This is a genomic window from Marinoscillum sp. HNIBRBA16962 (genome assembly GCF_057801515.1).
This window is the reverse complement of sequence record NZ_CM173603.1, coordinates 4,561,855-4,586,949: the sequence shown is the minus strand read 5'-3', so window position 1 is coordinate 4,586,949 and position 25,095 is coordinate 4,561,855. Positions and strand designations below refer to the sequence as shown.

The following is a 25,095-nucleotide window of genomic DNA, read 5'->3' as shown; positions in this document are numbered from 1 at the left end:
TACATTGGCTCTGCGCCAACAATCGCTTATTACCGGAACCAGGATAAATCCGTTGTTCGGTCACATTTCAAAAAAAGCGGTAATTAATCTAATTTGATTCGCCTATTATGTAATCATCCCCATTATGGGAGTACTCAGTTGCGTCTACTGATTGTAACCGGGAAAGGTGTGCTGAGCGAAAAAAGGAACGGTAAGAGTTGATTTGTATTACTTCTTTCCCCTGAGTACCAAATCCAACAAAATCAGCTTTCGTTAAACCACTTTAAATAGTGGTGACATCCTGAATTTTATTGGAATAATTTTCAAACGTATAAATTGTAATTTAGAAATACTAACTTATTCCGAAAAAACAATTGACGAGTTCTTAGTGCCAATCTTTGAAATCAAGTGCTGCTATTGATTGCGGCAACTGATTTGAGTCACAAAACTACATCATTGTCATCAATACAACTACAGGCGACTCCAGGGTGAAAGCTTAATATTTATTAACGGTATTGCTGCTCATATTTACACATAAGTGACATGATATCAGCTGTTTATATTTGAGTTTGATTTATAAGAATAGAGACAAAAGCAGGTTATGAATTTCGGTGTAAAACCTAGAAAAATGGGTATATTACTTAACCTCTTTTTGATGGCAAAAGTGATTTTTTACCTGAAATTTCCTTTAGAATTGGAAAGGAAGGGCAAAAAATTGAGATAAATTTTTGATATAACGAAGTAGACTTAACGACAATTATTCTTCGGTGATATGGTTTGAAAACCCCTTGTAGGAATCCAATCGTTTCAGGAGTGCCTCGTCAGAAATGCCAATATGGCCACCGTCCGGAAGGGGTTTTTGCACCATGTTTGTGTGCATGGGATCATTTGAATAGTAATTGTCCTGATAAGCTGTGAGAGCTCCTTTTTTCATCTGTATGCCGACATTTAGAACCATGTTTTGTGTGAATTTTTTCAATCCGCCATCGTTGTTGTAAAACACAAATCCAGCCTTTGTTGCGTGGCTGATTACATTATGGTGGATGTCAAAATAGCCATCAGGCAAGCGCACTACAAATGGCCCATGGGATGCGTAGATCCCATTTTCACCGGAACGATTAAAAACATTGTGGTGAATGTTCAAATTACCAAGTCCCTGGATCTGACATCCGTTTCCAGTGCCATAGTCGATGATATTTCCATAAAACTCGCCGGTGGTTCCCTCGCCTATAAACAGGCCTTCATTGTGAACTGGATTGTCTTTAGTTCCGTAGTTTCGGATGATGTTGTTGTATACCTCCACGTCCTCGTCGGCATTTTTAATCTGGATGCCATCATAGCCCGTGTTTTCTATGAGATTTTCATAGATACGTACTCCCTTGATGGCGTGCGAATATCGCTTGCCGAGACCCTGGCACTTGGTTTCCTCCTTACCTTTATAAAACCCATGGCCGATGTACAAACCCTCGCCTCCGGTATTGTGGATGTAGTTGTGATGAATGCGGATATCCCGCATGATCCAGGCCTGGCGGGTAGAGTCTCCAAACAGTTCACAATCCTCATAAGGACTGGTTTTGATGCCAATGCCGGCAAACCCGTCACGTCCCTCCTGGGGTGATATAGGTCCGGCTATTTCGATTTGACTGATTTCAAAATTGGTAGTAAAGGACTCTAGCGTAAGGTAAAAGCCTTTTTCGGTGGTAATTTGGATCCCAAAGGAATCTGAACTACCATCACCGACTAACTTGAAAAAAGCGCTGTTTTGAAACTTCAAACCAAATGCTTCGGTGGAATAAATGCGGGCTTTTCCTCCGCAATTTCGGATGATGACCGGCTGGTCCGGGGTTCCGCGAATGTTTTTAAACGTAACGCGCTGATAATTCCGGTCACTCGCCAGACAGATGATATCTCCCGGTTTCACCTTTAGCTGATCACCATCTACCGGAAATGCACCCACCAGAAAATCACAGTCCTCGCAGGAGTATACTGGCTCTGTCTGAACCGGTGCGGGCAATGTATTAACCGTTATAAATAATAAATAAAACAGGAAGTAGCATTTCATACAAATGACTTATACAGGTTCTCTTTGCCACATAGCTGGTATGGTACTGATCAGCAGCTTCATGTCGTACAAAAAGGATGTTTTGCGCGCATAGACAATATCCAGATGAATGCGCTCCTTCGCCGACATATCTTCTTTGCCTCTTTTGGTGATTTGCCACAACCCGGTAATGCCTGCGGGGGCAAGAAAGCGACGGGCAGACTGATCTTTGGTGAGTTCAATGGCTTCATAAAGGGGCAATGGTCGATTGCCCACCAGGTACATATCACCTTTAATTACATTGATCAGTTGCGGTATTTCGTCCAGGCTTGTCTTTCGGAGAAATGCTCCAAAACGGGTTACCCGGGGGTCGCTTTTTATCTTCACAAAAGCCCCGGAAGCATATTGATTTTCGCTCATGAGGGTTTCTAAATGTGCATCAGCTCCATCATTCATCGATCGGAACTTATAAAAATCAAAAATTTGGTAGTTTTTGCCGGCACGCTTGGAGATATAGAAGACGGGGCCTTTTGACTCGATCTTGATGATGAGTGCAATAAGAATCAGGAGCGGGGAGAGCATCGCCAAAATCAGAACTGAAACGCTCACATCCAGTATTCGCTTGAGTGGGAGTGAAACTGCCTTAGCCGTTTTCTGATTCTTGTACTGACGAGGCGCCATCTTCCGGTTGCGTTGTACTTTGGTTTGGTTGATGATGCGAAACTTCTTCCTGATACTTTCAGTAAACAAACCAAAGCAATAGTCATCAAAACCAAACTCACGGGACATCTCACGTGCCTTGAGACTAAATGTCCTGGAATAGAGTAAAAGAGGGATCGATTGCCTGTCCAGGTGAGTCTTGAGATTCTGAAATGCCGAAGTGTGATGAAAATACGGATGGAACACCACCATAACGGCCAGAGGTCGAACCTTGTAAGTTGCCTCTAGTGCCATTGCCAGTGAGACTGATTTAAACTCCATTTCAACAAGCCGTGCGTCAGCAATTGGGTCCGGGTGGATAGCCAACAATACCTGATGAAAGCCTAGTCCCAGATGGTAAACAGGTGTGTCCTGGTTCAGATAATTACTAATACGGGTTTCATTATGCATCAACATACTTCTCTATATTTAATACCTCTCTTATGGCTGAGACTAGTTTTACAGGGCTAAAGGGTTTTGTGAAAAAGGCATTTACACCTATTTTTTCACACCTTTCTTTAAGGCTGGGATCTTTTTTTCCGGAGATGATAAAAATGGGAATATCCCCGAAAACACCACTGGTCTTAATGTTTTCCGCCAGCTCCAGCCCATCGATACGGGGCATTTTAAAATCGGATAGAATCAATGCCGGATAATTGCCGTCAGACAGCCAGCGCCAGGCCTCTACAGAGCCGTGCATGGCCGTTACGTTATATGCGGGCTTCAGGATGTTTTCCAGCAGGCTGCACAATGACCGATCATCTTCTACAATTAATACTTTTCTTTTTTCCATTTTGGTTTAAAATAAGCTGTATTTTCAAAGGGAATACTGAACCCTTTCCCAAAAATAAAGCGGTTATCAATGGTAAGATTGGTGTTGAAATTACAATGAGGTTACACTGTCCGTTACAAAACTATTACAACGACCGGTTGGCCACATAAAGGGGAAACACGCAGGGTATCTTTGGATAAAAATCAAAGGGTTATAATCATGCAACTTCAAGATCTCTTCCGAGTAATTTGGCGCAAAAAATGGATTGTCATTTTAGTCCCACTGTTCACCTGCCTGTTAGCTATTCAATTTCTCTCAAACAAAGAGGATAGCTATGAATCAAGAGCTAAAATCGCCACAGGATTTACCGATGTGAATGCGGTAGGGCTATCCAATGAAACGAAGGCGCTCAAGGATGCTGAAGTCCAATTCAGCAATCTGTTTGATGCGATGAACACCTCATTGGTTTTTAATCTGGTTTCTTACAGGCTCCTTCTCAATGATCTGGATACGGCTCATGAAAATTTCAGGGTTCCCTCGGACGTGTCTCTGCTTTATGAAGATAATCTGCTATTTAGAGTTAAAGGGTTTATCGTGAATAATTTCAAAAACCTAATAGGGGTTAACCGGTATAACGGGGAGGATAAGCTGCATACACTACACACTGCTGAAGAAATAGCGAAAGTGCGGGAGTTTGTCTCATACCGGTATGCTCACATGAAAGCTTTAACCGCAGACGACAGGGATTTTCCACTTATTCAAAAATTTCATCTGGAGTTTGGCTATGGATATAATGGCATTAGAGACAATCTGACCATCAAACGCCTGTCAGGTTCCGATTTTATTCAGGTGGAGTTTATTTCTGAAAACCCAGAGCTTTCAGCTTTTGTGGCAAATGCTTACTGTGAGGAATTTATCCGTTACTATACCTCCCTCAAAAGTGAAAACTCTATGGAGTCTGTAGCTTTTCTTGAAAAAGCCGTTAATGAAAAAAGAGATGCTCTTGATGACAAGTTTGCCTTGCTAACCGGATTTAAATCCAGTGAAAACATACATAATTCGGAGGAGTCGAGTTCAAGTAGGATGTTCCAACTGGTTTCATTAGAAAACCTGCGCATGGAGATCCTGGCCTCCAATCAAAAGCTGGACCTGACAATCGATAGACTTAGAGCAGATGCTGAATCACTGAACAGCCCCAACTTGCGAAACCGCGAGATTGTGGAACTCCAGGAAAAAGTCAAAAGGCTCAATTCCCGGTACATTTTGAGTGGATCTTCGGACAATTTGCTGTTGGATTCACTTACCCGGGCCCAAATACAGCTTAGTAGGTTAGTGGCCAATGTGGAGGATGGAGTCTCCCCGATCGGCTCTGCCCAGGATGTGAAAGAGCGGCTGAAGGATGCCATTATTAACAAGGAAGTAGAAAACAACCGACTCTTGCTGGTGGAGTCCAAAATAAACGGACTGAAGTATGGCCTTTACAATCAAAACTCGAAGGAGGGAAGGGTAACCACCATACAAAATGAGATTGATGTAGCTACAGCGGAATACGTGGAGGTGGTGAATAAATACAATGAGGCCCGAAACAGGCAGGTATCTGAAAGTCCGGTAAGGCAAGTGCTGATGGCATCCCCGGCTATAACTTCCAGTTCGCCCAGGAAAATTTACCTCCTGGGAGGAGCGCTGGTAAGTAGTCTGGCATTTGTCCTCTTCTTTATTATCATTCATGCAGTCACCGATCACTCGATCCGAACTCCTTCGCGGTTCAGTGAGATCGTAAAGCTTCCACTTACAGGTACACTGAACCATCTAAAGTTTAAAGAGCCGCTAAATCTCTCCGAACTATTTGCCCGCCCCTCTAAAGACGCGAGAGATGAGCTTTTCAAGTCATCTCTCAGGAAGCTACGCCACCAAATAGAGGCGCTTGACGCTAAGGTGATCCTTTTCACCAGTTCCAGGTCAGGCGCCGGAAAGTCGTTTGTTATCTTCGCACTTTCCTATGCCATGAGTCTGGTAAATAAGAAAATATTGATCATTGACACCAATTTCTCCAATCGCACCCTTACGCGGATTTATGGACAGGGCCTGAAGGAGATAAAAGTATTGCGGAGAAATATGGTGCCGGAAAGGCTCCAGTTAACAGAGGTCACCTCGAGCCATGCGCTTAAAAAAGAGGAGGAAAAACAAAAGGTGAATTTCAATGACCTGGTGAATCCAACCAATCAGAAAAACGTCTTCTTCATCGGGAATACGGGTATTTTGAACAGCTCCCCGGCTGAGCTGCTTTCAGATAAGGATTTTAGTAAATTCCTCACGATCATGGCCGCCCGCTTTGATTACATCTTTATGGAAGGTGCCTCATTCAAGGACTACTCAGACAGCAAGGAACTGGTGGGCTTTGTAGATAAAGTAGTTACGGTATTTTCGGCAGAGATGACCCTGCAGCCTGTGGATGAAGTGACTATTCAGTTTATCAGATCGCTTAATGGAAAGTCTGGCGGTACTATCCTGAATAACGTGGAGGCACGTGATATGAATCTATGAGGCCAGGGCCATCCGACGTGGTGAGCGCCCTCACGGGACTTTTTCAGCGGGAACTAAAGGTCTGCCTGAAAAAGTTTCAGGGTGACCGATCAGGGGGGCGACCCTAAAATCATCTTTTCCGGTAGCCCTATTTAAGCCAGGTGCTGAGATCACGCCGGAGTAAGTCCTGGAGTTGTCGGATGTCTTCTCCATATACATCGTCAATCAAAAACCTTTCTATATCCGCGTCCATTTTAGGATGATCCAGATTCCGGTTTCGCAGGCGGGTGATCATTTTCTGAAGCAGCAGGTTCTCCCTGGTGGCTCTGTAGACGGAGCCCAGCACAAACTTCGCCAGCTTCTGCATCTGCCCATTTTCCCCAATGATCTTGTGAAGCCATTGGTCTTTAATGAGCCCGGATTGATTGAAACGAACGTCCATCTTCGGTTTCACAGAGGTATCCACTCCTAAAAATTCGAAAATATCATAAAGTACCTGTTCACCGGAGTGATTAAGTTCTTCAAACAAGTAGACCCGGATTTGAGACGCCGGAAATGCCTCGTAAAACCGGGAGAGATTCCTGAAGTAGAAACCTTCAGGGATGAGGTCATTTCGTTTCCACCAGATGGATTTTCTATCCAGGCAATCAGCGAAGTGTTTGGAGGGTACGCGATTATCACGGCAAAGGTGCAGATAGCGTGACCAAAGCCGCCTGGCAGGCTGCCGGAGCACAGCTATCAGTTTTACATCCGGATTGTAATGTTTGATCCGGGCGGGTGCATCCGTATGATAGAGATAGGAGTTGGACGTCTCGCCTTTAAGCTGGCCCCCTTCTGCTGCCTCAAATAAGTGGAGGTATGAGTCCAGGTCTGTGACGGAGTGCCTGTAGTTTTTGAGTTCGGCAGGGTCATCGGAAAAGTCTTCTTCAGTACTTAATTCATACCCGAAAAAATTAGGCTCTTTGACCGGTGCCACGAAAAGGGCCGGGTGCTGCCTGAGGTAGTTGTCCAGCGAGGTAGTGCCCGACTTCCCCGCACCAATGATTAAAAAATCTGGCATAAGTCCAAGTTTGGTAGGGGTTGAAATCTGCGTCATCATTTCACTTTTTGATAAAATTAGACAGATTGGACGGGTACTGTGACCCGGATGCATTACACTTAACTTACATTCTGAAGATTCCCTCCTTAGCGTACCTGATTTGCTCTTTTATAGCCTTTTTTTTGCTTCTCCATTCAAAGAAATCCATGTTGGGTAATCAAAAAAAAACGAATTGGATTAAAGCAGGAAAACATACCCTGATCCAGCGCATGACTAGGCTGCTCTTTGGGGTGGGGACGTTCTATTTGCTGGTGCGCACACTGGAGCAAGAGTTATATGGCACATGGATGCTATTCTTTTCAGTGGCCAGCCTCATTCAGATAGCCCGGGAAGGTATCCTGAAGAAGCCCCTCATTCGCTACCTCAATGGCTTGGAAGGAACTGACCGGCTGAGGCTGCAGGCCTCATCACTTCAGATAAACATGACCTTCTCCCTTATATCGAGTACACTGGTCCTGGTGGCTTCTTCCTTTTTGAGCAGGGTATGGGAGGCTCCCGGACTGGAAGTCCTTTTTACCATCTATTTTTTTACTAATCTGTCCTCGGCGCTGATCTCGCACTGCAACAACCTCATGGAAGCTTGCTACAGATTTAAAGGCCCTATGATCAGCCACATTCTCAAAAGCGCTTCCTTTTTTCTATGTATCGTCTATTTTTTTTGGAGTGAGACTCCCCTGAATATTATGCTGCTGGGTTTATGTGATCTTGGCACAACGCTTTTGGCAACAGGTGTCATGATGGCATTTAGCCGTGACCTGTTTGGCCTGAAATTTTACTTTAGCCGAAGGTGGGTTGCAAAACTACTCGCCTATGGCAAGTACACCCTGGGGACCAACATCGGGGCCACTATCCTGCGAAACACCGACATCTGGATGATCGGCTACTACATCTCTCCGGCTGCAGTAGCGATCTACAATGTAGCGCTACGCATTGCCAATCTATTTGAGATCCCCACGATGGCCATGGCATCCATTCTCTTTCCTCAGGCGGTAAAAAAAGCAGAATCGGAGGGGGAGGGCGCTTTCAGGGAACTGTATGAAAAATCCCTGACGGTCATCCTCCTGTTGGTGGCTCCTTTGGTCATTATTGTGATCATCTTTTCCAATGACATTGTTTACCTGCTTGCCGGCGAGGACTATGCACAGGCCGGTTGGATACTCAACGTCACCATGCTCTACGGGCTGATCGTCCCGTTTAGCAAACAAATGGGGATACTGCTGGATGCGGTAGGTAAAGCCAAACTCAACATGCTCTTTGTCATGAGAAACACGCTTATCAATGTGGTTTTAAATGCGATATACATTCCCTATTTCGGGACTATCGGGGCAGCTTACGCCACGTTGAATTCCCTGCTGATCGTCATGGTGATCAACCAGATTTATCTGAAAAGAACCTTTGGTGTACGTCTTCTAAATTTACTTCACTACACCCGATACTTCTTCCTGAGGGTCAAAAAAATGGTGGGTTTGCAGCGTGGATAATTTCCTTTTTGGGGTGTAACTGTAATGTAAGTTGCTACATGGCTTTTCCACCTCGGTATTACCTAGTTTTAACCCATGGATATACTTGTTTTGGCTTTGTCGAGATGGGACGGAAAATACTCGTCCACCATCCTTTCCTTATCCAGGGTATTTGCGGAAAGCAACCGGGTATTCTATGTCGGAAATCCATTTACGATCCGGGAAGTTTTCTCACGTCTTTTCTCTTTTCATATTCGCAAGCGATTTCTGACCCTATTCTTTGGGAGCCGACCTTTCAGCAGACCCATCAAAGAGCTGCCCAATTTTGTGGCCATTACTCCCCGCATTACCTATTCCATCAATTGGCTGTCAGGCGGCGCACTGTTTTCCTTTTTTCAGCGCCTCAATGACCAGATCGTTTATAAAGCGATCCGGAGGGCTATCAAAAAATACCAGATCAAAGACTTCATTTATGTCAATTCCTTTAACCCCAATTTTGGGAATCACTTTCCGTCCTCCTTTAGGCCGAAGATGACCATTTACCACTGTGTAGATGACATCAGCAAGTCCCCCCACATTTCCAGGCATGGTACCAGGCTGGAGCCTCTGGTAGTGCGGAAGGCTGATCTGGTTTTGACCACCTCCAGTGAGCTTGCCCGATTAAAATCAAAAGAATCGACCCGGGTCCGGATTTTGCGTAATGCTGCCAATGTGCAGCTGTTTCGGACTGCTGCAAACCGCATTCTGATGGTTCCATCGGAGCTGCGAGATATCAGCTCAAAGAAGAAGATCATCACTTATGTGGGCAACATCTGCCATCGGCTGGATTATGCGCTCCTTATGGCCATCTCGGTCCAGCTGCCGGATTATATACTGCTGATGGTAGGGCCATTTGCTAACAGTTCCTATAAAGAGTCCGGCTTATTTGCCCGACCCAACGTGATCTTTACCGGTCAGCGAAAACTGGAAGAACTTCCAGCATATCTGCAGCACAGCCATTGCTGCATCATTCCATTTCTATGCAATACCCTTACCCGTAGCATTTACCCACTCAAGATCAATGAATATTTGTCTGCCGGTAAGCCTGTGGTCACAACTCCCTTCTCCGAAGATATCAAGAGCTTCGAGCAGGTGGCCGGTATTGCCTCCAGCCATCAGGAGTTTATCCATAAAGTGGAAGAAGCCATCGCTACTGACAATCCAACTTTAAGAAAGGCCAGAATGGCCTATGCAGCAAGTAATAGCTGGGAGGAGCGGGCAGCCGAATTTTGGAAAATCATTAATGAGAGTGGATTGAATGAAAAAGAGAAAGGATGCAATGTCAAAGCAAGTTAATAACTCTAAAGTGGTGAAAATGATGATCGTGGGTATTGTAGTGATTGTGTACGTATTGATTTTTATGAAAATAGTTTTTCTTAAGTAAGCATGTTGTCTTCCATCCATCCACAAAAAAATGTGTCGGTAAACATCAGAAATCTGGTGCTTTTAGTGGCCGGTATTTTCGTGATCGCCTGGGTCGCCACGCACGATCCGTTGTTCAGCGGATACGCCATTCTGGTGCTTATTCTTGGCGTGGTGAGCATCTTGCTGGTACTCTACCGGTATATGCTGGGAATCTACTTCATTTTCTTTCTGAGTGTCTTCATGTTCTACATTCAGCGGCTCATTCAAATGGATTTTCCACTGGGCATTGTCTATGATTTCTTTATTATTCTTACCTTCCTTTCGCTGCTGGTTGCTGGTAAAAATTCCATTTGGAAATCCTTCTTAAACCCGATCACCTGGGCTTTTTTCCTCCTTATGTTCTACCAGCTCTTCGAAGTGCTTAACTTGTATGGCACCTTCCTGGCATGGGGGATTTCATTGAGAAAAGGTGTGTATTTCCTGCTATTCATCCTGGCCATGCAATCTGTGGTGGCGGCCAATGGCATCAAAAGAATCACCTATATGTGGATGGGATTTGCTTTAATTGTGGCCTTCTATGGGATTTACCAGCAGGTTTTCGGACTTACAGATGCTGAATGGAACTGGGTTTACAGTGATCCTGAGCGCATAGGGATCTATTTTGTATGGGGCAAGATGCGAAAATTCTCTTTGCTGTCAGACCCTTCTTCCTTTGGCATATTCATGGCGTTTTGTGGGCTGGCCTGTCTGATTCTTGCCATCAGGCACCCCAAGATTAAGAAGAAACTACTCTTCGGAGCTTTTGCACTCATTATGCTGGTTTCCATGAATTTTTCAGGTACCCGGACTGCCTTTGTTATGGTGGGAGTGGGACTCTTGTTTTACATACTGCTCACCATGCGTTCAGCCAAGACGCTGGCTATTACTACGTTTTTGATCGTGCTGGGAGGATTTCTGTTATTTGGACCTGTAAACAACTGGCAAATAAACCGCATCAGGTCGGCGCTCACTCCTTCAGAAGACCCCTCCATGGCCATCCGGGATGTAAAGCGGACGGACCACCAGCCGTACATTCTTTCACACCCCATCGGGGGTGGCCTTTATACCACTTCAGCGTATGGACTGAAGTATGCACCTACTCATAAGTTTGCAGGATTTGATCCTGATAGCGGCTACCTGGAAACAGCCCTGGAAACCGGCTGGATCGGGCTAATCATTCTCCTGGTGTTTGTTTTTACTATCACCTATCAGGGGATACGCCATTTTTTCTCCGTGGATGACCCTATGCTTAAGACGATCGTATTGATGTATTTAATACCGTTTTTCGCTATATCGGTGGCGCATTACTCTCAAAACGCACTCTTTGCAAAGCCTGCAGACTTGCTGGTCATGATCACGATAGGATTGTTGGCCCAGATCCCGCGTATCGGGCAAATGGCAAAGACCAATCCTAATACCCTTATTATTTAGTCTTTAACATCACAAGAAAAAATTTCAATCATGAAAAAATCAACTTTTATCATTCTTTTCCTGCTCAACATTCCTGCTTCCGCACTGATGGCACAATCCTACTCCATCGCCCAGGACCCTTCCATGTCTACAGCTGATAAACTGGTGTACCTGGCCTGGGAAAATGATCCGGCCGGAAGCATCGCCAATAGCCAGGTGGCGATAGCGGATTACAATGTAAAACTTTCCGCATTGGAGTGGCTCAATACGATTACTGTAACCGGTAACCTCAATGAGTTTAACATCGATCCCGAATCAGATAACTTTAACCGTTCGGCCTTTTTCCCAAGGTACAACGTCCGTGGAAGTATCGCCATTGGGAGTTTTTTCACTATTCCCATTACCACAAAAAGGAGTAGGCAAGAGCTGAAAATTGCGCATTCACTGGTAGATAACAGGAGGCAAGAGCTTAGAGCCGCCGTGCTTACCGCATACAACACCTACCTGATGGAGGAGAAAGTGTACCAATTTCGGCTAGAGTCTGCTATTGATGCCGAAAACAAGTTGAAAGCGTCCGAGGAAAAATTCAGGGATGGGTTGGTTTCTTTTGACGAGTACTCAGAAAGCCGCACCAGAAACAATGAGGTTCAGATCTCCCTGGCGCTTGCTGAAGCAGCTTATAAAAATGCCAGGGTACACCTGGAAGGTCTTGTGGGAGTAAACCTGGATGGTTACCTTTCTTCGGCCAGGAGGTAACTTGACCAATTTCGGCCGTATGAACGATGGAGGTATCAGATCCCTCATTAACAAGATACAACCTTAACGTGAGAACAATTCTGGTATAGCCACAGTATTTACGAATTTCGAAACAAAAAGCTGCCAGCTCTGATAGCTCGCGCTGCTAAAATTTATAGATCATGAAAACACTTACTTCAATAACAAATCTTGGTTTTGTATCCTGTCTCCTGTTCGTATTTGGCTGTGCTTTGAATCCAGTAACCGGCAAGAAACAGTTTGTGCTGATGTCTGAAAGGCAGGAAATTGCCATGGGCAAAGAATCCGATCCTCAGATTATGGCGTTTTTCGGATCCTATGACGATCCCCGCTTACAAAGCTTCATCAACAACAAAGGCCAGGAGATGGTAAAAGTTTCACATCGGCCCAAATTAGCCTATGAATTTAAAATCGTTGACTCTCCAGTAGTTAATGCTTTTGCCGTTCCGGGAGGTTATGTGTACTTCACCCGGGGCATCATGGCCACCTTTAACAATGAAGCCGAATTTGCCGGAGTTCTTGGTCATGAAATCGGCCACATCACGGCACGTCACTCCGTCGTTCAACAGAGAAATGCGATGCTGGGTCAACTCGGACTCATTGCCGGCATCATTCTGGTGCCCGAACTATCAGAATTTGTAGAACCCCTTTCGGCAGGCATGCAATTGGCTATGATGAGTTTTGGCAGAGATGCGGAGCGACAATCGGATAAGCTGGGTGTGGAATATTCTTCACGCATTGGGTATGATGCTTCCGAAATGGCTGGCTTCTTTAACACCCTGGAACGTCAGGGCAAGGCTTCCGGCAGGGAGGAAATTCCGGAATTCTTATCCACTCACCCGTCCCCGGAAGAGCGAAATAACACGGTAGCTAAACTGGCTGAAAAGTGGAAAACGAAACTGAAATTGACGAATCCGGAAATCAACCGGGAAAACTATCTAAAAATGGTTGATGGGCTGATTTTTGGTGAGGATCCAAAGCAAGGATTTGTAGAAGGTAATGTATTCTATCATCCATCTATGAAGTTTCGGTTTCCGGTTCCAGGTGATTGGAAACTGCAAAATACTCCTCAACAGGTACAAATGGCTCCGGGTAATGGAGAAGCACTATTGATGCTTACCCTTGCCGGGAAAGGTTCTCCCGAAGAGACGGCCAATAACATGCTGAAGCAATATCAACTTACCCTGGTTGAATCAAATAAAGAAAACATCAATGGCTTAAATGCCATTCTTATGATCGCTGATCAGAAGCAAGAGAACGGCACCATCAGGCTGTTGTCAGCGCTGATTCAATATGAGGGTATCATTTATAGTCTGATGGGAATTTCGGAATTATCAAAATTCCGAAGCTATCAGCCAATTTTCCTTTCAACGATGAGAAATTTCAAGCAACTAACAGATTCGGAGAAGCTAAACAGAAAACCGGAAGTGATCCGGATCAAGACCGTGCCACAACAGATGACCGTTCAATCCGCTTTCCAACAATTCAATATGCCAGCTAACCGGTTTGAAGAGTTGGCCATATTAAATGGTATGATGCTGAGTGATCAACTTGGCAAGGGATCGCTGATCAAAGTGATTGAAAGGTAGCAATTTGGCACACAGCAAAAATCTTCTGCCTCTGTTGGTGTTGTCACCAACAGATTCGCACTAAGCTTATATAGTTGTTGGTCACAAGATCAACAACGGGGGGAAATCATTCATGGCCGTAGTTTTCATCAGGTAGGCATATCGTCCCCACTTTTATTATCAGAGGTTTTCAAAATTGTTCTGATCCGATCTATATGAACCTGTGACATTTTTGCTCTTTCATGGGCTGATTGAGAGCCAACACCTTTTTCCCCTCGTGCCATTTCAGTGAGCAGGTTTTTGCGCTCCTCGAACATTCGCAGTGCAGACCACATCGTTTCTTCTATTTTGCTCGTCTGTTCAGCCAGAAGGTAAGCTGCCGTATAAGAGTGCCCGGTGTGGCAGCGGAACCGCAAATCACTATCCTTTCCTACTTTCCATAATACACCCCCGCATCCCGGACAGTTAAAAGGCGCCTGATGGCCCAGTTTATTGACTGAAGACAAATCGCTAAGCACCCGTTCGGCAATTCTGGCCTCTATTAATACATCTTCAGGAACAGGTTGGCGTTTCGGTAGTTTCTGTGGAATAATCTTATCAAGTAATGTTCCCATTTCAACGATAGGCAGCCGATAATCTACTTTTACGTTATTTAGGGCATTTCTTGGCATATCCGGATACTCCGCTTCGTCAGGGTCCTGTACAATACAGGTTCCTCCGCATCTTTTAATCGCTTTCATTCCTGCTGTTCCGTCATCAAGATAACCGGTCAGCAAAATGCCGATCACACCATTGCCAAAAGCTACGGCAGCTGAGCGAAATAACGGGTCAATGGCAGGACGCGACCTGTTTTCGTGGGCTCCTTTGGTCACCAGCATTTTCAGGTTTTCTCCAACCAGCAGGTGATGATCTGATGGCGCCAGGTATAAATTTCCGGGTTTCAGGTTGTCCCCGCTTTTTGCGTGCTGACATTTTAAAGTATTTAGCTTATTGAGCTCGTCTAAGAGTATATTCCCTGTAGCATCTGGAGAAATATGCAGGACAGTCAATACTGGCAGGGGGAAGTTTTTGGACAGTTGGCCTATTAGCTTCTTTAATGCGTTCAGCCCCCCTGCAGAGGCACCAATTACAACTACCTGGGAAATTTTTTCGGGCTTATCTGTTTTACTGCTTTTTTTCATCTTTTTGATCCATTCAGGCTGCGCATGTTCATTCACCATTGGTGTCTGCCTGAGCCATAGAAAACCTATGCCCCTGCAAGAATGGAAGCCACCATAATGGCGGTTTTTGAATTGTTCACTACCTCTTCATTATCAAACGCAAGAAGTGTAATAAAGATCGACATGGTAAAACCAATACCTGCTAAAAAACCAGTACCGATGATGTTTTCCATTGAGGTTGCGAACTTCGAGTTGGTTGAGAATGAGTAGAAAAACGAATATGGACAATGCAATTAATAAACTTACAAACGTGCTCATTTCATGTTTTTATTTTCGGATACAACATTCGCAGTAGGTTTATTATTTCTCATGAGGTTTAAGCCATAGGTATAATTTGTAGAAAGAATTACATCGTTGCAATCAAAATGTTTGATGCTTTCCTGATGATGTGATTGAAGGGGTAGATCTGAATGAAGTGTTTGTGAGGGACAAGACAGGGAATGTTATTTTTGTGTTGACATTAAACCTGTGAATAATGTTAATTTTCCAATTAACTATATAACACATTCTGGGCTTAGCGTTCTTAGTTTTACATCTCTATCTTTTTTATATTAATAATTTTAGAAGTCAACATTATGAGAATTATAGGAATCGTATTATTGGTTATAGGAATTACAGGTACTTTAGTTTTTGGGATACAGGCTATTCAGGAAACGGAGACGTTCAGTTTTTTTGGGATCGATATAGGTGTATCGAGCGCTAATTGGGGCCCGGTAATAGTAAGTGCAGTAGTTTTGGTGATTGGCGTTATACTGATGAACTTAAACAAGAGGAGGCTTTCTGATTGAAGGAGAAATATAACCGATTATTGGTGTTTACAGTTCTTTCAGTGAGCGGAAATTTTGATAACAGCTCATCCCGAAGGTATTCCATAGGATATTTGACTGAATACGGAAAATCCTCGTCAAGCTGGGTAAAACTGTTTTCTGTAGTATGCTTACGATTTGTCATCTTTTCATAATGGTTATATCGCCTGTTGTTTCCAAGATGATCCTATCGATTCCATCTAAAGTAGAAAAGCCGCGCTATGGACTTCCTCAACGGTTATTCTTTCCTTTTTCATAGCCGGATAAAAAAAGTTGCCCTTGTAGAAGATTAATGATGGCTTGCTGGTGATTAAGGTCTTAACTGCTTTACCCTAACTGATAATCAGGTGAATACGAACTGAAACCCAATAAATACCAAATGTTTCCATTTATTCTTTTAAAAACGTTTGTGAGGTTCCGGCAAATCCTTGATATGATTTTGTGAAACTCAAGTCCGAAGCGGAACTTGAATGAACTATACATGTCTCATGTCGGAACAGGACACTGATGATAAGGGAGAAAAACTATTCATTTTCAATAGTAGCTGTTTTAAGCACCACTGTGCCACCTGGCTGATTTCCAATGGCATTGTTTTCAGCTGTAATTAAGAAACCCGTTGGTTGATGCGGAGTTACTGTTTCTAAAGAACTCGAAAGCATTTTAGAAAGACCCATAGTGGATGTTTTTAGCTGGCCAATATTTTGCACGCCCTGGCTCGTTTCCATCCATACTACGTAAACGCTTTTCGGTGGAGTGAGTCTGCCCGGATCAGCTAATCTTTTAACATTTAAATCGATGTTGTAATTGTCGTTATCACCTTGCTTAATGCTGACTGTACCTTCTGCTGATGGTACAACTGCAGAATTTAAAAAGGTAACTTCTTTGGTAGTTTTTTCTCCGCACGCAGTAACTAAAAACACTAACGTGATCAACAAGAAGAAATTTCTTCCAATCAAATTTGTTTTCATTGCTTCAACTTTAATTGTTTAGGTATTAAGTTGAGCATTTTTGCAATGGAATGGCTTACACATCTTTTAGTATAAGTTGCATACTTTACAGGTAATTATATTAAATGTATGAGGAAAAAATCTCTGTCGTTCTAGAAGCGGGAATTGTGCTTGTACGATGTTCGTATGCAGCGCTTTTCACTTCGTTAAAATCTTTTCTGCTCTTTTGGTAAGGTCATCAAGGTCATTCTTTTCTTTTATGGTATCCTCGCTTAATCTCTTAATCATTTCAGCATGCTTGATCACTGCTTTCTGATGACTTTCTTTTCTAGTAAACAGATCAACATTTTCTTCCTGCTCGTTTTCCTCCTCAGCATTTGTTTTTTCTAAACCTTCCGTATTGTGGTGTATAGAAAGCCGCATTTCAAAGACTGATCATCAAGATCCAGTTGATGGTCTTGTCAGCTGCCTCTTTTAAGCAATGAGGTTCATTTATTTTCAGCTTGAAAATCCCCAGAACCCATTAAAAAACAGGTGAGTGATATCGCTGGCTCAAAGATCATTTTATCATGTACAATAGAAGGAATGTGGCCTCTTTGGGTTTGGTCTTTTGCGAGTGTCATCAGCGTTTTTCCGAAGCAACGATGACCACACAGGATTTGGGGGTTTCATTTTTGGGTTCAGATTAGGTATGTCCATCTTTTTTGGTATTGAAAATAAAGAAGGGTAGGACTTTTAGGTACCTACCCGTCGTTGTTGAATTCCGGTCTGTCTGCGAAAAGCATTTCTTAAATGCCTCGGTTTTCATTCCGGAACTAACATATATATAATTCAAATTTGAATTCGCTTTATATTCCTTTCTGCAACTTCAAGGTCTCATGTTATTTTGTATTTCAGTGACCCTGAGAAGCAGGTCCCGAGTCACCACCGTACACTCAGCAACTTTTTCGAGATTGCCTTCCAGGCGCTGCTTGGCTGCTTCTATGTGAAGCCTTGCTGCCTTCGCCAAAAATGTAGCGGCTTTTCTGTGGTTCAGGATATTGATGCTTTGGTTATTCGGGGATGCTATGTTCCTGTCTGATTCAAGGTTTGAGGTCAATTGCATGCTCTTGCTATTTTAGAATGAATGTTGCGGTTGATGACTCAAAGATGATATTCAATGCGAACCAAACCATTATACTTTTCCTTTAAAATGTTATATAAATTACTGGTTAGACTTTTTTGTTGGTGAAACATTTCCTTCCGGGCGGCCTTCACCCACTTCTCCCAGGGGATCAATGCTATTAAGTCAAGTCCTCTCGAAAGTCATTCCGTAGGAATCTATGTTCATTAGTCTTCAGAATATGATAGATCCTTTTCAGGATGCTTTAAGGAAATGCTATGTCAAAGCCACCTGCGAAAGAAAGATTATATAAGGGTCATTAAGTTTTACATATTTTACATGTGATGCCTCCGGAGCGTAAATTTCTTCCATAATTTGTCGTAAAAGAGCATATGGATAAGCGCATTATTTTATCAATGGGACTGCCGGTGAGGGTAAGAAATGCAGCCGGCAAAGTAGCTGTTATTGAGCTGAATAAGGCCGATTTTGTTGTTTGCCGCTACTTTCCGGACAACCCGGTTTACCTGGGAGACGCCAAATTGCAGGGATGGTTTCCAGTGAATCTGTACACCCGAATGCGGTACCGGCTGAAAAAGATGTTTGGAAGTATCGTATACTGATCTCTATAAGTTTTCCAGGTTGGTGTTTCGTTTTAGTTTCATTTGCTTGTAAAAAGTAGGTGAGAGGCCGGTTACTTTTTTGAATTGGTTGGATAGGTGGGCAACACTGCTGTAATGCAACTTGTAAGAGATCTGTGTAAGGTTCAGCTCGTCGTAGAGCAGGAGCTCCTTTACTTTTTCGATCTTGTGCATGATGATAAACTGCTGAATGGTGGTACCCTTTACTTCTGAAAAAATATTGGACAGGTAGGTATAGTCATAGCCGAGTTGCTCACTGATATAATCCGAGTAATTCACTTTCGGAATCACGTCTGAATAATGGATCATTTCGATGATCACGGATTTGATCTTTTCGATCAGGATGCTTTTCTTATCATCAAGTAACTCTAACCCGGACCTCAGAAGGTTTTTTCCCAGCTGTTCTCTTTGCTCCTGAGTGATGTCTTCAAAGACCTCTACCATACCCAGGTCGAGCGCCACGCAATGCAGCCCCAGTTTTTCCAGCTCCTGTTTTACCAGGAGTTTGCATCTAAGGCTTACCATAAATTTAATGTAGAGCTTCATGTTAAAAAATTGGTACTGGGTTCAGTCAGCCGGTCTTCCCAGTTTACGGAGATGAACCAGGTGGGAGACAATCGCCCGGAACATGGATGAATATTCATGATAAACAATATGGTACTCATTACAGGTTTCTTTTACCAGCTTGCTGATGGCTGGGTAGTGTATGTGGCTTATCCTTGGAAAAAGGTGGTGCTCGACCTGAAAATTCAAACCACCCATCAACCAAAAAAGTAATTTATTGGAGGTTCCAAAATTTGAGGTGGTACCAATCTGATGCACGGCCCATTCCTGGCTGCTTTGGCCCTCCTGCAGGTTGTGGAACTCAGTGCCTTCCACCACATGGGCCAACTGGAATACAATACTAATCGCCAGTCCGCAGGTAAAAGTGATGATGATAAACCCGACCAGCCACGGCAGCCAACCCACCATCAGTATCGGAATGGCCATGTATACACCCATATAGGTTAGCTTGGTAAACCAAAAGACCACATGCTCTTTGAAAGATAGTCTTTTTCTTTTAGAATCCGGAGTGACCTTCCCTGTAAAATATTTTTGAAAATCATCATAAAAGATCCATACAAGGTATGAAATGCCATAAAGTATCACCCAGTAAATGTGCTGGAAGCGGTGGTACCACCTCCAGGGCTGGCCTGCATGCAGCCGCATAAATGGTCTGACATCTATGTCCGAATCCATTCCTTCTACATTGGTGTACGTATGGTGGTTGATGTTGTGCTTGAGGCTCCAGTAATGGGCATTGCCCCCCAGCACATTGAGGAAGTAGGCAGAAACCCTGTTGACCCACCGGTGACGCGAAAAGCTACCGTGCCCGCCTTCGTGCATGACATTAAACCCGATCACCGCCAGGTTTAACCCCAAAAGGATACAGAGTAATATGGCTATGGGAGTGACAGGTGTAAAAAACACAAGGGTCGTGTACAGCAAAGCAGCCGACCCTATCATTAGCAGGCCTTTAAAGTATACTTTTCCTCCTCCGCTCTGTCTTAGTTTGTGATCAGTAAAATAGTTATCGACCTTTTTGCGGAGTATTTTGAAAAACGAGGTGCTGCTTGTATGGAATGAGTATTTGGCCATCACTTATTGTGTTCGGTTTGGTTCTTTATTATCTAAACATCCCAATGGATACCTTTTGTTCAGATAAAAAGATTAAGTTTAACACTCTTAATGTTAGTGGGGGGACAGAAAGTTTTTTTTAAAATTGAAGTTCTTAACCCCTGTATAAGAAACAATGTCACGAGCTGTTTACTTCGTATACCCGTGAATAATGTAAATTTTTCAATTTTCGATGTAAAAGTCTCTAAGGATTAATGAGGACTTTTGTACTTATAGAAGTTCAACTAGTCGTGACCCTTTGATAGTTGATAGTAAATTTCAATAACCAGTTGAATATTTTATGAAAGAATTAGCAAAAATATCATTTGCACCAACCCACCGTGATTTTACAGTAGCACTGAATAGTCGTGTCAATAACTATTTCAAAACCAATAACATCAGGCCATACGCTAACCGGGAAATGATCCTGAAGACCGTTTGCATGTTTGCGCTTTATTTCATCCCTTATGGATTGATCGTGCTGGAAGTGGTTACCGGCGTTTGGGTACTGCCCCTGATTGCTTTAATGGGCCTGGGTGTGGCCGGAATTGGCCTGTCGGTCATGCATGATGCCAATCATGGAGCCTATTCCCCCAGGAAATGGATCAATACGACCATTGGTTATTCACTAAATCTGGTAGGGGCCAATGCCTTCAACTGGAGAATACAGCACAATGTACTACACCATTCTTATACCAATGTACATGAAGCAGATGAGGATATCAGCCCCCGTGGCGCTTTACGACTTTCACCTCATTCGAAATGGAAACGCATGCATAAGTACCAGTTTATTTATGCCTGGGTACTGTACGGCCTGATGACCATAGTATGGTTGTTTTTCAAGGACTTTGAACGAATGCTCAAGTACCAGAGAAACGGGCTCATTAAAAAGCATAAAGCCAATGCAACGAAGGAGTGGGTGATAATGTTTGCAACCAAGGCGGCATTTATCGGGTACATTTTTGTGGTCCCGCTGCTGTTCACTTCTTTTCTTTGGTGGCAGATTATTGTCGGGATTATGATCATGCACTACGTGGCAGGATTTATACTGGCTATTGTCTTTCAGCCTGCCCACGTCATAGAAGCAACGGACTATCCATTGCCAGACGAACAAAACCTGCTCGCAGACACCTGGACTGTTCACCAGCTGCGTACTACGAATAATTATGCCAATAAAAGCCGATGGTTTTCCTGGTTTGTGGGTGGTCTCAATTTTCAGGTGGAGCACCATTTATTCCCAAATATCTGTCATGTGCACTACAGGAAGATCTCAGGCATTGTCCAGTCCACTGCGGCTGAATTTGGGCTGCCTTACCACAGCCAGGATACTTTTGGAGGCGCATTGCAAAGTCACCTGCGACAGTTGAGGGTGCTGGGAGTGAAGCCATCCCGGAAAATGCAGCCGGGTTAACGTAATGCGGACATTTGCCAAATATGATTGTTGACAAAGACAGTCGCTTTGAGTTTTTAAAAGAAATAAGTCCGCTTGCCCCGGAAGCAGAGCAGTCACTGCTCTCAATATCTTCCCTGACTACTACTAAGAAAAACCAGGACCTGCAGCCGATAGGCCGCACCTGCAAAACCATCTATTTTGTCAAAAGAGGTATAGCGCGAATCTATTATTATAAAGACGGGAACGATATTACAGAATACTTTGCTTTCGATCATGACATCATCATTCGAGCAGAGAGTCTCTTTACCGGAAAACCCAGTCAAAAGGCCATACAAGCCCTGGAAGATACGGTGTTTATTTCCATTCCTTCAGAACAACTTTTTGGTTTATTTGAAAAGTACCACGACCTGGAAAGACTCTTTCGAAGGATCGTGGAGAAAGCCTATGTAGACACCATCAACCGGATGGAAAGTATCCAGTTTCATACAGCAGAAGAGCGGTACCATGACCTGCTTGCTGGTACTCCTGATCTATTACAACGCATCCCTCTGAAGCATATCGCATCCTACCTGGGTATTACCCCCGTGAGCCTGAGCAGGATCAGGGCTAACAAGACGAGCTGACGGTTTCGAATGGTCTGACCACTCAATCATGTTCACAGAAATAATACGTTCACGATTAGTGAGCATATGTACAAAGTAAATAAAACGGAAAATGAGTTGTAAGCTTCCCTCGATGCTTTCTCGTTGCCTATTTTTTTTGAATTGGTAAATTGAATACACTGATCTCTTTACCTAAATTTATGTAGCAAACCTACAAGTAGTATGAGTGTAATTTCATGTCAGCCAAGGTTCATTCCACCTCGGCCTGTGGTTTACAGATCAGTGAAGGGATGAAAAGACTGGAGCCCTGATAGCTTGGGCAGGTGTTTTCGCTATCTACTTTGGTCGAGATGTATAGATTCAACTACTCTCTCAATTACTTAACAAATGTAAAGGGAATTGCTCCCCATATCTCCGTCCTTTGTATCAAAAATAAAAGGATGGAACATAAAGAGATCGACACAGCAACGCTAAGAGGATGGCTTGACGCAGGTAAAAAGGTGAATATACTTGATGTCAGGCCTGTGCATGAGCGAGCGGAATGGCATATTCCCGGAAGCATTCATATGGATGTTTATGATAAGCTAAAGAAGAATGATCCGGATGCCCTGGAATCCATTGATCTGGACCGGTCAGCTCCGGTAGTGACCGTTTGCGCAGGAGGCCGCACCAGTGCGATCGCTGCTGACCTCTTGCAAAAAGCAGGCCTTGAAGCCTATAACCTGAAGGGAGGCATGAAGGGCTGGGGCCTGGCCTGGAATACTGCCTCCGTTTCATTTGAGAATTTTGAGATCATCCAGTTCAGGCGAACAGGAAAAGGATGCCTTTCCTACATGATTGCCTCCGGAAGGGATGCCATGGTAGTGGATGCTTCGCTACCCGTGGCAGTTTACCAGGAGTACCTTACTCAAAGAAATCTCTCCCTGAAATATGTGGCCGATACCCACATTCATGCCGATCATTTGAGCCGGTCAAGGGAATTGGCTAAAGCTTGTGGGATTGAGCCTTCCATGCCTTCTACAGATAAACTTGATTATTCCTTCAACCCAATTCAAAAGGGTACAATTCTGTCCCTTGGGGAGATTGAGGTGAAAGCCATGCACACTCCGGGTCATACCCTTGAAAGTACCTGTTACCTTGTAGCTGATAAAGTATTACTAACCGGTGATACTTTATTTACCAATGGGGTGGGCAGGCCAGACCTGAAAGCCAATAAGGAAGAAGCCGCAAAGAAAGCCAGATTGCTTTATCAATCACTCAAAATGCTGCTGACACTGAATGGATCCGTCTTGGTTATGCCAGGCCATACCAGCCAGCCTGTTGCATTTGACCAAAAAGCTATACAGGCCAGTATGGAGGAAGTAAAAGCAAAAACTTCCCTGCTTCGGGAAAAGGAAGCCCGGTTTGTCGAATCCCTCTTGAAGCGGATCCCACCAACCCCGGAGAATTACCTCACCATTGTAGAGAAAAATACTCAGGGGGACTTCTCAGACGTAAATCCAGTGGATCTGGAGGCAGGAGCTAACCGGTGTGCCATTTCATAGGCTATGGAGGTAAAACTGGGATTGAAAGAAAACTGGCGGCAGTTCAGTCTGCTGGTGTTGATCAACGGGTTTGTAGGTGGTATGGTGGGCCTGGAGCGGACCATTCTTCCTCAGATTGCTGAAGCGGACTTTGGTATTGCGGCCAAAACAGCTATACTATCTTTCATTGTGGTCTTCGGTATTTCCAAGGCCATTACCAATTATTACACCGGGGCTTTTGCCAATAAGATAGGACGCAAGAATCTGCTGGTAATTGGCTGGTTGCTTGGCCTTCCGGTCCCGCTTATCCTGATCTATGCATCTAACTGGAACTGGATCATTGCGGCCAACATTCTGCTGGGAATCAACCAGGGACTTACCTGGTCGAGTACGGTCGTGATGAAAATAGATCTGGTGGGGGAGAAAAACAGGGGGTTGGCGATGGGCCTGAATGAATCTGCGGGCTATCTGGCTGTGGGTATTGTAGCCTTCCTGACCGGCTGGATAGCTTCCGAGTATGGCCTTCGTCCATATCCTTTTTATCTGGGGATTGGGTTTGCTTTGATCGGCCTATTTAGCAGCGCTTTTCTGATCAGGGATACGGCACATCATGTGAAGGCAGAGACCAGAGACAGCAAGGTCGCTTTGCTAAAGAGGGTCTTCGCCGAGACTTCCTGGACCAACCCGAATCTTGGTGCGATCACCCAGGCAGGATTGGTGAACAATCTCAATGACGGAATGATCTGGGGCTTGCTACCTATGCTCCTGGCTATGAAAGGTTTTGGATTGACAGAGACTGGTGAAATAGTAGCGATCTACCCGGTGGTCTGGGGTCTGGGGCAGCTTGTCACAGGAAAGCTGGCGGACCATTTGGTAAAAAAATCCATGCTTTTCTGGGGGATGCTGATGCAGGGAGTAGCTATTGTAGCCCTGGTTTATGCGCATTCCCAGCTTCAGTTTGCTGTTTTGGGAATCATTTTGGGCATTGGAACAGCTATTGTTTACCCTACCTTCCTGGCGGCCATTGCTGATTATACGCATCCACAACAAAGAGCACAAAGCATCGGTGTTTTTCGATTATGGCGTGATCTGGGCTATGCCATTGGGGCGATTTTGACGGGAATTGTGGCAGATTTATTTGGGATAGATTATTCTGTTTTTTCCATTGGAGGTCTTACTTTAGCATCTGCTGTAATTATTTTGGTGCGGATGAAGGGGCAGCAGCTACACGGTAATGAAAGCCAAACCTGAGATAAAAGACAGATCGACCCCTGAAGAATTTTTGAATAGAATGCTCGTTGCTCTGGCCACTATAAAATCCGAAATTTTTATAAATGATGGTCTGGTAAGTGATGCAAGTCAGCCAAACGGACCTGGCAATACCGTCAGGGAGCATATTCTATGATCATTCAATATAACTTGACAGTAGGATTAATGGGG

At 44.1% G+C, this 25,095-nt stretch carries 23 protein-coding genes; 12 read left to right on the top strand and 11 right to left on the bottom strand.

What is annotated here, in order from left to right; translation table 11 throughout:
- Positions 1–736 precede the first annotated feature (736 nt).
- The 3 genes from AC3E9V_RS19055 to AC3E9V_RS19045 are packed head-to-tail and all read right to left on the bottom strand — an operon-like array spanning position 737 to position 3,512.
- Positions 737–2,041 (bottom strand): right-handed parallel beta-helix repeat-containing protein, encoded by a 1,305-nt coding sequence (locus AC3E9V_RS19055; RefSeq protein WP_488749748.1) that lies wholly within the window; start codon positions 2,039–2,041, stop codon positions 737–739.
- Between the two features lie 9 nt (positions 2,042–2,050).
- Positions 2,051–3,136: a sugar transferase gene (locus AC3E9V_RS19050; protein ID WP_488749747.1), complete on the bottom strand. Its 1,086-nt coding sequence runs from the start codon at positions 3,134–3,136 to the stop codon at positions 2,051–2,053.
- Positions 3,123–3,512 (bottom strand): response regulator, encoded by a 390-nt coding sequence (locus AC3E9V_RS19045; protein ID WP_488749746.1) that lies wholly within the window; start codon positions 3,510–3,512, stop codon positions 3,123–3,125. The genes AC3E9V_RS19050 and AC3E9V_RS19045 overlap by 14 nt, the downstream gene beginning before the upstream one ends.
- Positions 3,513–3,710: 198 nt before the next feature.
- Between AC3E9V_RS19045 and AC3E9V_RS19040 the strand changes: the two genes are divergently transcribed.
- Complete coding sequence (locus AC3E9V_RS19040) at positions 3,711–6,035, top strand: exopolysaccharide transport family protein (protein WP_488749745.1); 2,325 nt, start codon at positions 3,711–3,713, stop codon at positions 6,033–6,035.
- Positions 6,036–6,162: 127 nt separating this feature from the next.
- Here AC3E9V_RS19040 and AC3E9V_RS19035 read toward each other — a convergent pair whose 3' ends face one another.
- Positions 6,163–7,074, bottom strand: a complete 912-nt coding sequence (locus AC3E9V_RS19035; protein WP_488749744.1) for a sulfotransferase family protein — start codon at positions 7,072–7,074, stop codon at positions 6,163–6,165.
- A gap of 185 nt (positions 7,075–7,259) precedes the next feature.
- Between AC3E9V_RS19035 and AC3E9V_RS19030 the strand changes: the two genes are divergently transcribed.
- The 5 genes from AC3E9V_RS19030 (at position 7,260) to AC3E9V_RS19010 (ending at position 13,789) form a co-directional block, all read left to right on the top strand.
- On the top strand, positions 7,260–8,594 hold the full coding sequence (locus AC3E9V_RS19030) for a flippase (protein WP_488749743.1): 1,335 nt from the start codon (positions 7,260–7,262) through the stop codon (positions 8,592–8,594).
- 75 nt (positions 8,595–8,669) lie between these two features.
- Entirely contained in the window at positions 8,670–9,908 is a 1,239-nt protein-coding gene (locus AC3E9V_RS19025) for a glycosyltransferase (protein ID WP_488749742.1), read from the top strand.
- Positions 9,909–10,028: 120 nt separating this feature from the next.
- On the top strand, positions 10,029–11,447 hold the full coding sequence (locus tag AC3E9V_RS19020) for an O-antigen ligase family protein (protein WP_488749741.1): 1,419 nt from the start codon (positions 10,029–10,031) through the stop codon (positions 11,445–11,447).
- Between the two features lie 30 nt (positions 11,448–11,477).
- On the top strand, positions 11,478–12,182 hold the full coding sequence (locus AC3E9V_RS19015) for a TolC family protein (protein ID WP_488749740.1): 705 nt from the start codon (positions 11,478–11,480) through the stop codon (positions 12,180–12,182).
- Positions 12,183–12,343: 161 nt separating this feature from the next.
- A complete protein-coding gene (locus AC3E9V_RS19010; protein ID WP_488749739.1) occupies positions 12,344–13,789 on the top strand; it encodes a M48 family metalloprotease in 1,446 nt (481 codons plus the stop codon).
- 128 nt (positions 13,790–13,917) lie between these two features.
- On the opposite strand, the gene AC3E9V_RS19005 is transcribed toward AC3E9V_RS19010, so the two are convergent.
- Both AC3E9V_RS19005 and AC3E9V_RS19000 read right to left on the bottom strand, forming a co-directional pair.
- Positions 13,918–14,949, bottom strand: coding sequence for a chemotaxis protein CheB (locus AC3E9V_RS19005; protein WP_488749738.1), 1,032 nt, complete (start codon positions 14,947–14,949; stop codon positions 13,918–13,920).
- A 65-nt stretch (positions 14,950–15,014) separates the two neighbouring features.
- Entirely contained in the window at positions 15,015–15,161 is a 147-nt protein-coding gene (locus tag AC3E9V_RS19000) for a Na+/H+ antiporter NhaA (RefSeq protein WP_488749737.1), read from the bottom strand.
- A gap of 402 nt (positions 15,162–15,563) precedes the next feature.
- Between AC3E9V_RS19000 and AC3E9V_RS18995 the strand changes: the two genes are divergently transcribed.
- Complete coding sequence (locus tag AC3E9V_RS18995; RefSeq protein ID WP_488749736.1) at positions 15,564–15,776, top strand: hypothetical protein; 213 nt, start codon at positions 15,564–15,566, stop codon at positions 15,774–15,776.
- 542 nt (positions 15,777–16,318) lie between these two features.
- On the opposite strand, the gene AC3E9V_RS18990 is transcribed toward AC3E9V_RS18995, so the two are convergent.
- The 3 genes from AC3E9V_RS18990 to AC3E9V_RS18980 form a co-directional block, all read right to left on the bottom strand.
- Positions 16,319–16,762: a hypothetical protein gene (locus tag AC3E9V_RS18990; protein ID WP_488749735.1), complete on the bottom strand. Its 444-nt coding sequence runs from the start codon at positions 16,760–16,762 to the stop codon at positions 16,319–16,321.
- A 177-nt stretch (positions 16,763–16,939) separates the two neighbouring features.
- Positions 16,940–17,164 carry a hypothetical protein gene (locus AC3E9V_RS18985; RefSeq protein ID WP_488749734.1) on the bottom strand — a complete coding sequence of 75 codons (225 nt, stop codon included), beginning with the start codon at positions 17,162–17,164 and terminating at the stop codon, positions 16,940–16,942.
- A gap of 445 nt (positions 17,165–17,609) precedes the next feature.
- Positions 17,610–17,846 carry a hypothetical protein gene (locus AC3E9V_RS18980; RefSeq protein WP_488749733.1) on the bottom strand — a complete coding sequence of 79 codons (237 nt, stop codon included), beginning with the start codon at positions 17,844–17,846 and terminating at the stop codon, positions 17,610–17,612.
- Positions 17,847–18,235: 389 nt separating this feature from the next.
- On the opposite strand from AC3E9V_RS18980, the gene AC3E9V_RS18975 reads away from it, so the two are divergent.
- A complete protein-coding gene (locus AC3E9V_RS18975) occupies positions 18,236–18,463 on the top strand; it encodes a hypothetical protein (protein ID WP_488749732.1) in 228 nt (75 codons plus the stop codon).
- A 3-nt stretch (positions 18,464–18,466) separates the two neighbouring features.
- Here the strand turns inward: AC3E9V_RS18975 and AC3E9V_RS18970 are convergent, their stop codons facing one another.
- Both AC3E9V_RS18970 and AC3E9V_RS18965 read right to left on the bottom strand, forming a co-directional pair.
- Positions 18,467–19,027, bottom strand: coding sequence for a helix-turn-helix domain-containing protein (locus tag AC3E9V_RS18970; protein WP_488749731.1), 561 nt, complete (start codon positions 19,025–19,027; stop codon positions 18,467–18,469).
- Between the two features lie 21 nt (positions 19,028–19,048).
- The gene (locus AC3E9V_RS18965) at positions 19,049–20,119 is read right to left on the bottom strand and encodes a fatty acid desaturase family protein (RefSeq protein ID WP_488749730.1); all 1,071 of its coding nucleotides are present in this window, start codon (positions 20,117–20,119) and stop codon (positions 19,049–19,051) included.
- A gap of 319 nt (positions 20,120–20,438) precedes the next feature.
- On the opposite strand from AC3E9V_RS18965, the gene AC3E9V_RS18960 reads away from it, so the two are divergent.
- The 4 genes from AC3E9V_RS18960 to AC3E9V_RS18945 all read left to right on the top strand — a co-directional run bounded on the left by AC3E9V_RS18960 (position 20,439) and on the right by AC3E9V_RS18945 (position 24,906).
- Positions 20,439–21,548 carry a fatty acid desaturase family protein gene (locus AC3E9V_RS18960; RefSeq protein WP_488749729.1) on the top strand — a complete coding sequence of 370 codons (1,110 nt, stop codon included), beginning with the start codon at positions 20,439–20,441 and terminating at the stop codon, positions 21,546–21,548.
- A gap of 23 nt (positions 21,549–21,571) precedes the next feature.
- Entirely contained in the window at positions 21,572–22,153 is a 582-nt protein-coding gene (locus tag AC3E9V_RS18955) for a Crp/Fnr family transcriptional regulator (RefSeq protein WP_488749728.1), read from the top strand.
- 419 nt (positions 22,154–22,572) lie between these two features.
- Entirely contained in the window at positions 22,573–23,676 is a 1,104-nt protein-coding gene (locus AC3E9V_RS18950; RefSeq protein ID WP_488749727.1) for an MBL fold metallo-hydrolase, read from the top strand.
- 3 nt (positions 23,677–23,679) lie between these two features.
- Positions 23,680–24,906, top strand: coding sequence for an MFS transporter (locus AC3E9V_RS18945; RefSeq protein ID WP_488749726.1), 1,227 nt, complete (start codon positions 23,680–23,682; stop codon positions 24,904–24,906).
- The last annotated feature ends 189 nt before the right edge of the window (positions 24,907–25,095 follow it).

Coding starts and splice junctions, on each gene's coding strand:
- AC3E9V_RS19055 (WP_488749748.1), bottom strand. CDS start 2,041: ATGAAATGCTACTTCCTGTTTTATTTATTATTTATAACGGTTAATACA.
- AC3E9V_RS19050 (WP_488749747.1), bottom strand. CDS start 3,136: ATGTTGATGCATAATGAAACCCGTATTAGTAATTATCTGAACCAGGAC.
- AC3E9V_RS19045 (WP_488749746.1), bottom strand. CDS start 3,512: ATGGAAAAAAGAAAAGTATTAATTGTAGAAGATGATCGGTCATTGTGC.
- AC3E9V_RS19040 (WP_488749745.1), top strand. CDS start 3,711: ATGCAACTTCAAGATCTCTTCCGAGTAATTTGGCGCAAAAAATGGATT.
- AC3E9V_RS19035 (WP_488749744.1), bottom strand. CDS start 7,074: ATGCCAGATTTTTTAATCATTGGTGCGGGGAAGTCGGGCACTACCTCG.
- AC3E9V_RS19030 (WP_488749743.1), top strand. CDS start 7,260: ATGTTGGGTAATCAAAAAAAAACGAATTGGATTAAAGCAGGAAAACAT.
- AC3E9V_RS19025 (WP_488749742.1), top strand. CDS start 8,670: ATGGATATACTTGTTTTGGCTTTGTCGAGATGGGACGGAAAATACTCG.
- AC3E9V_RS19015 (WP_488749740.1), top strand. CDS start 11,478: ATGAAAAAATCAACTTTTATCATTCTTTTCCTGCTCAACATTCCTGCT.
- AC3E9V_RS19010 (WP_488749739.1), top strand. CDS start 12,344: ATGAAAACACTTACTTCAATAACAAATCTTGGTTTTGTATCCTGTCTC.
- AC3E9V_RS19005 (WP_488749738.1), bottom strand. CDS start 14,949: ATGAAAAAAAGCAGTAAAACAGATAAGCCCGAAAAAATTTCCCAGGTA.
- AC3E9V_RS19000 (WP_488749737.1), bottom strand. CDS start 15,161: ATGGAAAACATCATCGGTACTGGTTTTTTAGCAGGTATTGGTTTTACC.
- AC3E9V_RS18995 (WP_488749736.1), top strand. CDS start 15,564: ATGAGAATTATAGGAATCGTATTATTGGTTATAGGAATTACAGGTACT.
- AC3E9V_RS18990 (WP_488749735.1), bottom strand. CDS start 16,762: ATGAAAACAAATTTGATTGGAAGAAATTTCTTCTTGTTGATCACGTTA.
- AC3E9V_RS18985 (WP_488749734.1), bottom strand. CDS start 17,164: ATGCGGCTTTCTATACACCACAATACGGAAGGTTTAGAAAAAACAAAT.
- AC3E9V_RS18980 (WP_488749733.1), bottom strand. CDS start 17,846: ATGCAATTGACCTCAAACCTTGAATCAGACAGGAACATAGCATCCCCG.
- AC3E9V_RS18975 (WP_488749732.1), top strand. CDS start 18,236: ATGGATAAGCGCATTATTTTATCAATGGGACTGCCGGTGAGGGTAAGA.
- AC3E9V_RS18970 (WP_488749731.1), bottom strand. CDS start 19,027: ATGAAGCTCTACATTAAATTTATGGTAAGCCTTAGATGCAAACTCCTG.
- AC3E9V_RS18965 (WP_488749730.1), bottom strand. CDS start 20,119: ATGGCCAAATACTCATTCCATACAAGCAGCACCTCGTTTTTCAAAATA.
- AC3E9V_RS18960 (WP_488749729.1), top strand. CDS start 20,439: ATGAAAGAATTAGCAAAAATATCATTTGCACCAACCCACCGTGATTTT.
- AC3E9V_RS18955 (WP_488749728.1), top strand. CDS start 21,572: ATGATTGTTGACAAAGACAGTCGCTTTGAGTTTTTAAAAGAAATAAGT.
- AC3E9V_RS18950 (WP_488749727.1), top strand. CDS start 22,573: ATGGAACATAAAGAGATCGACACAGCAACGCTAAGAGGATGGCTTGAC.
- AC3E9V_RS18945 (WP_488749726.1), top strand. CDS start 23,680: ATGGAGGTAAAACTGGGATTGAAAGAAAACTGGCGGCAGTTCAGTCTG.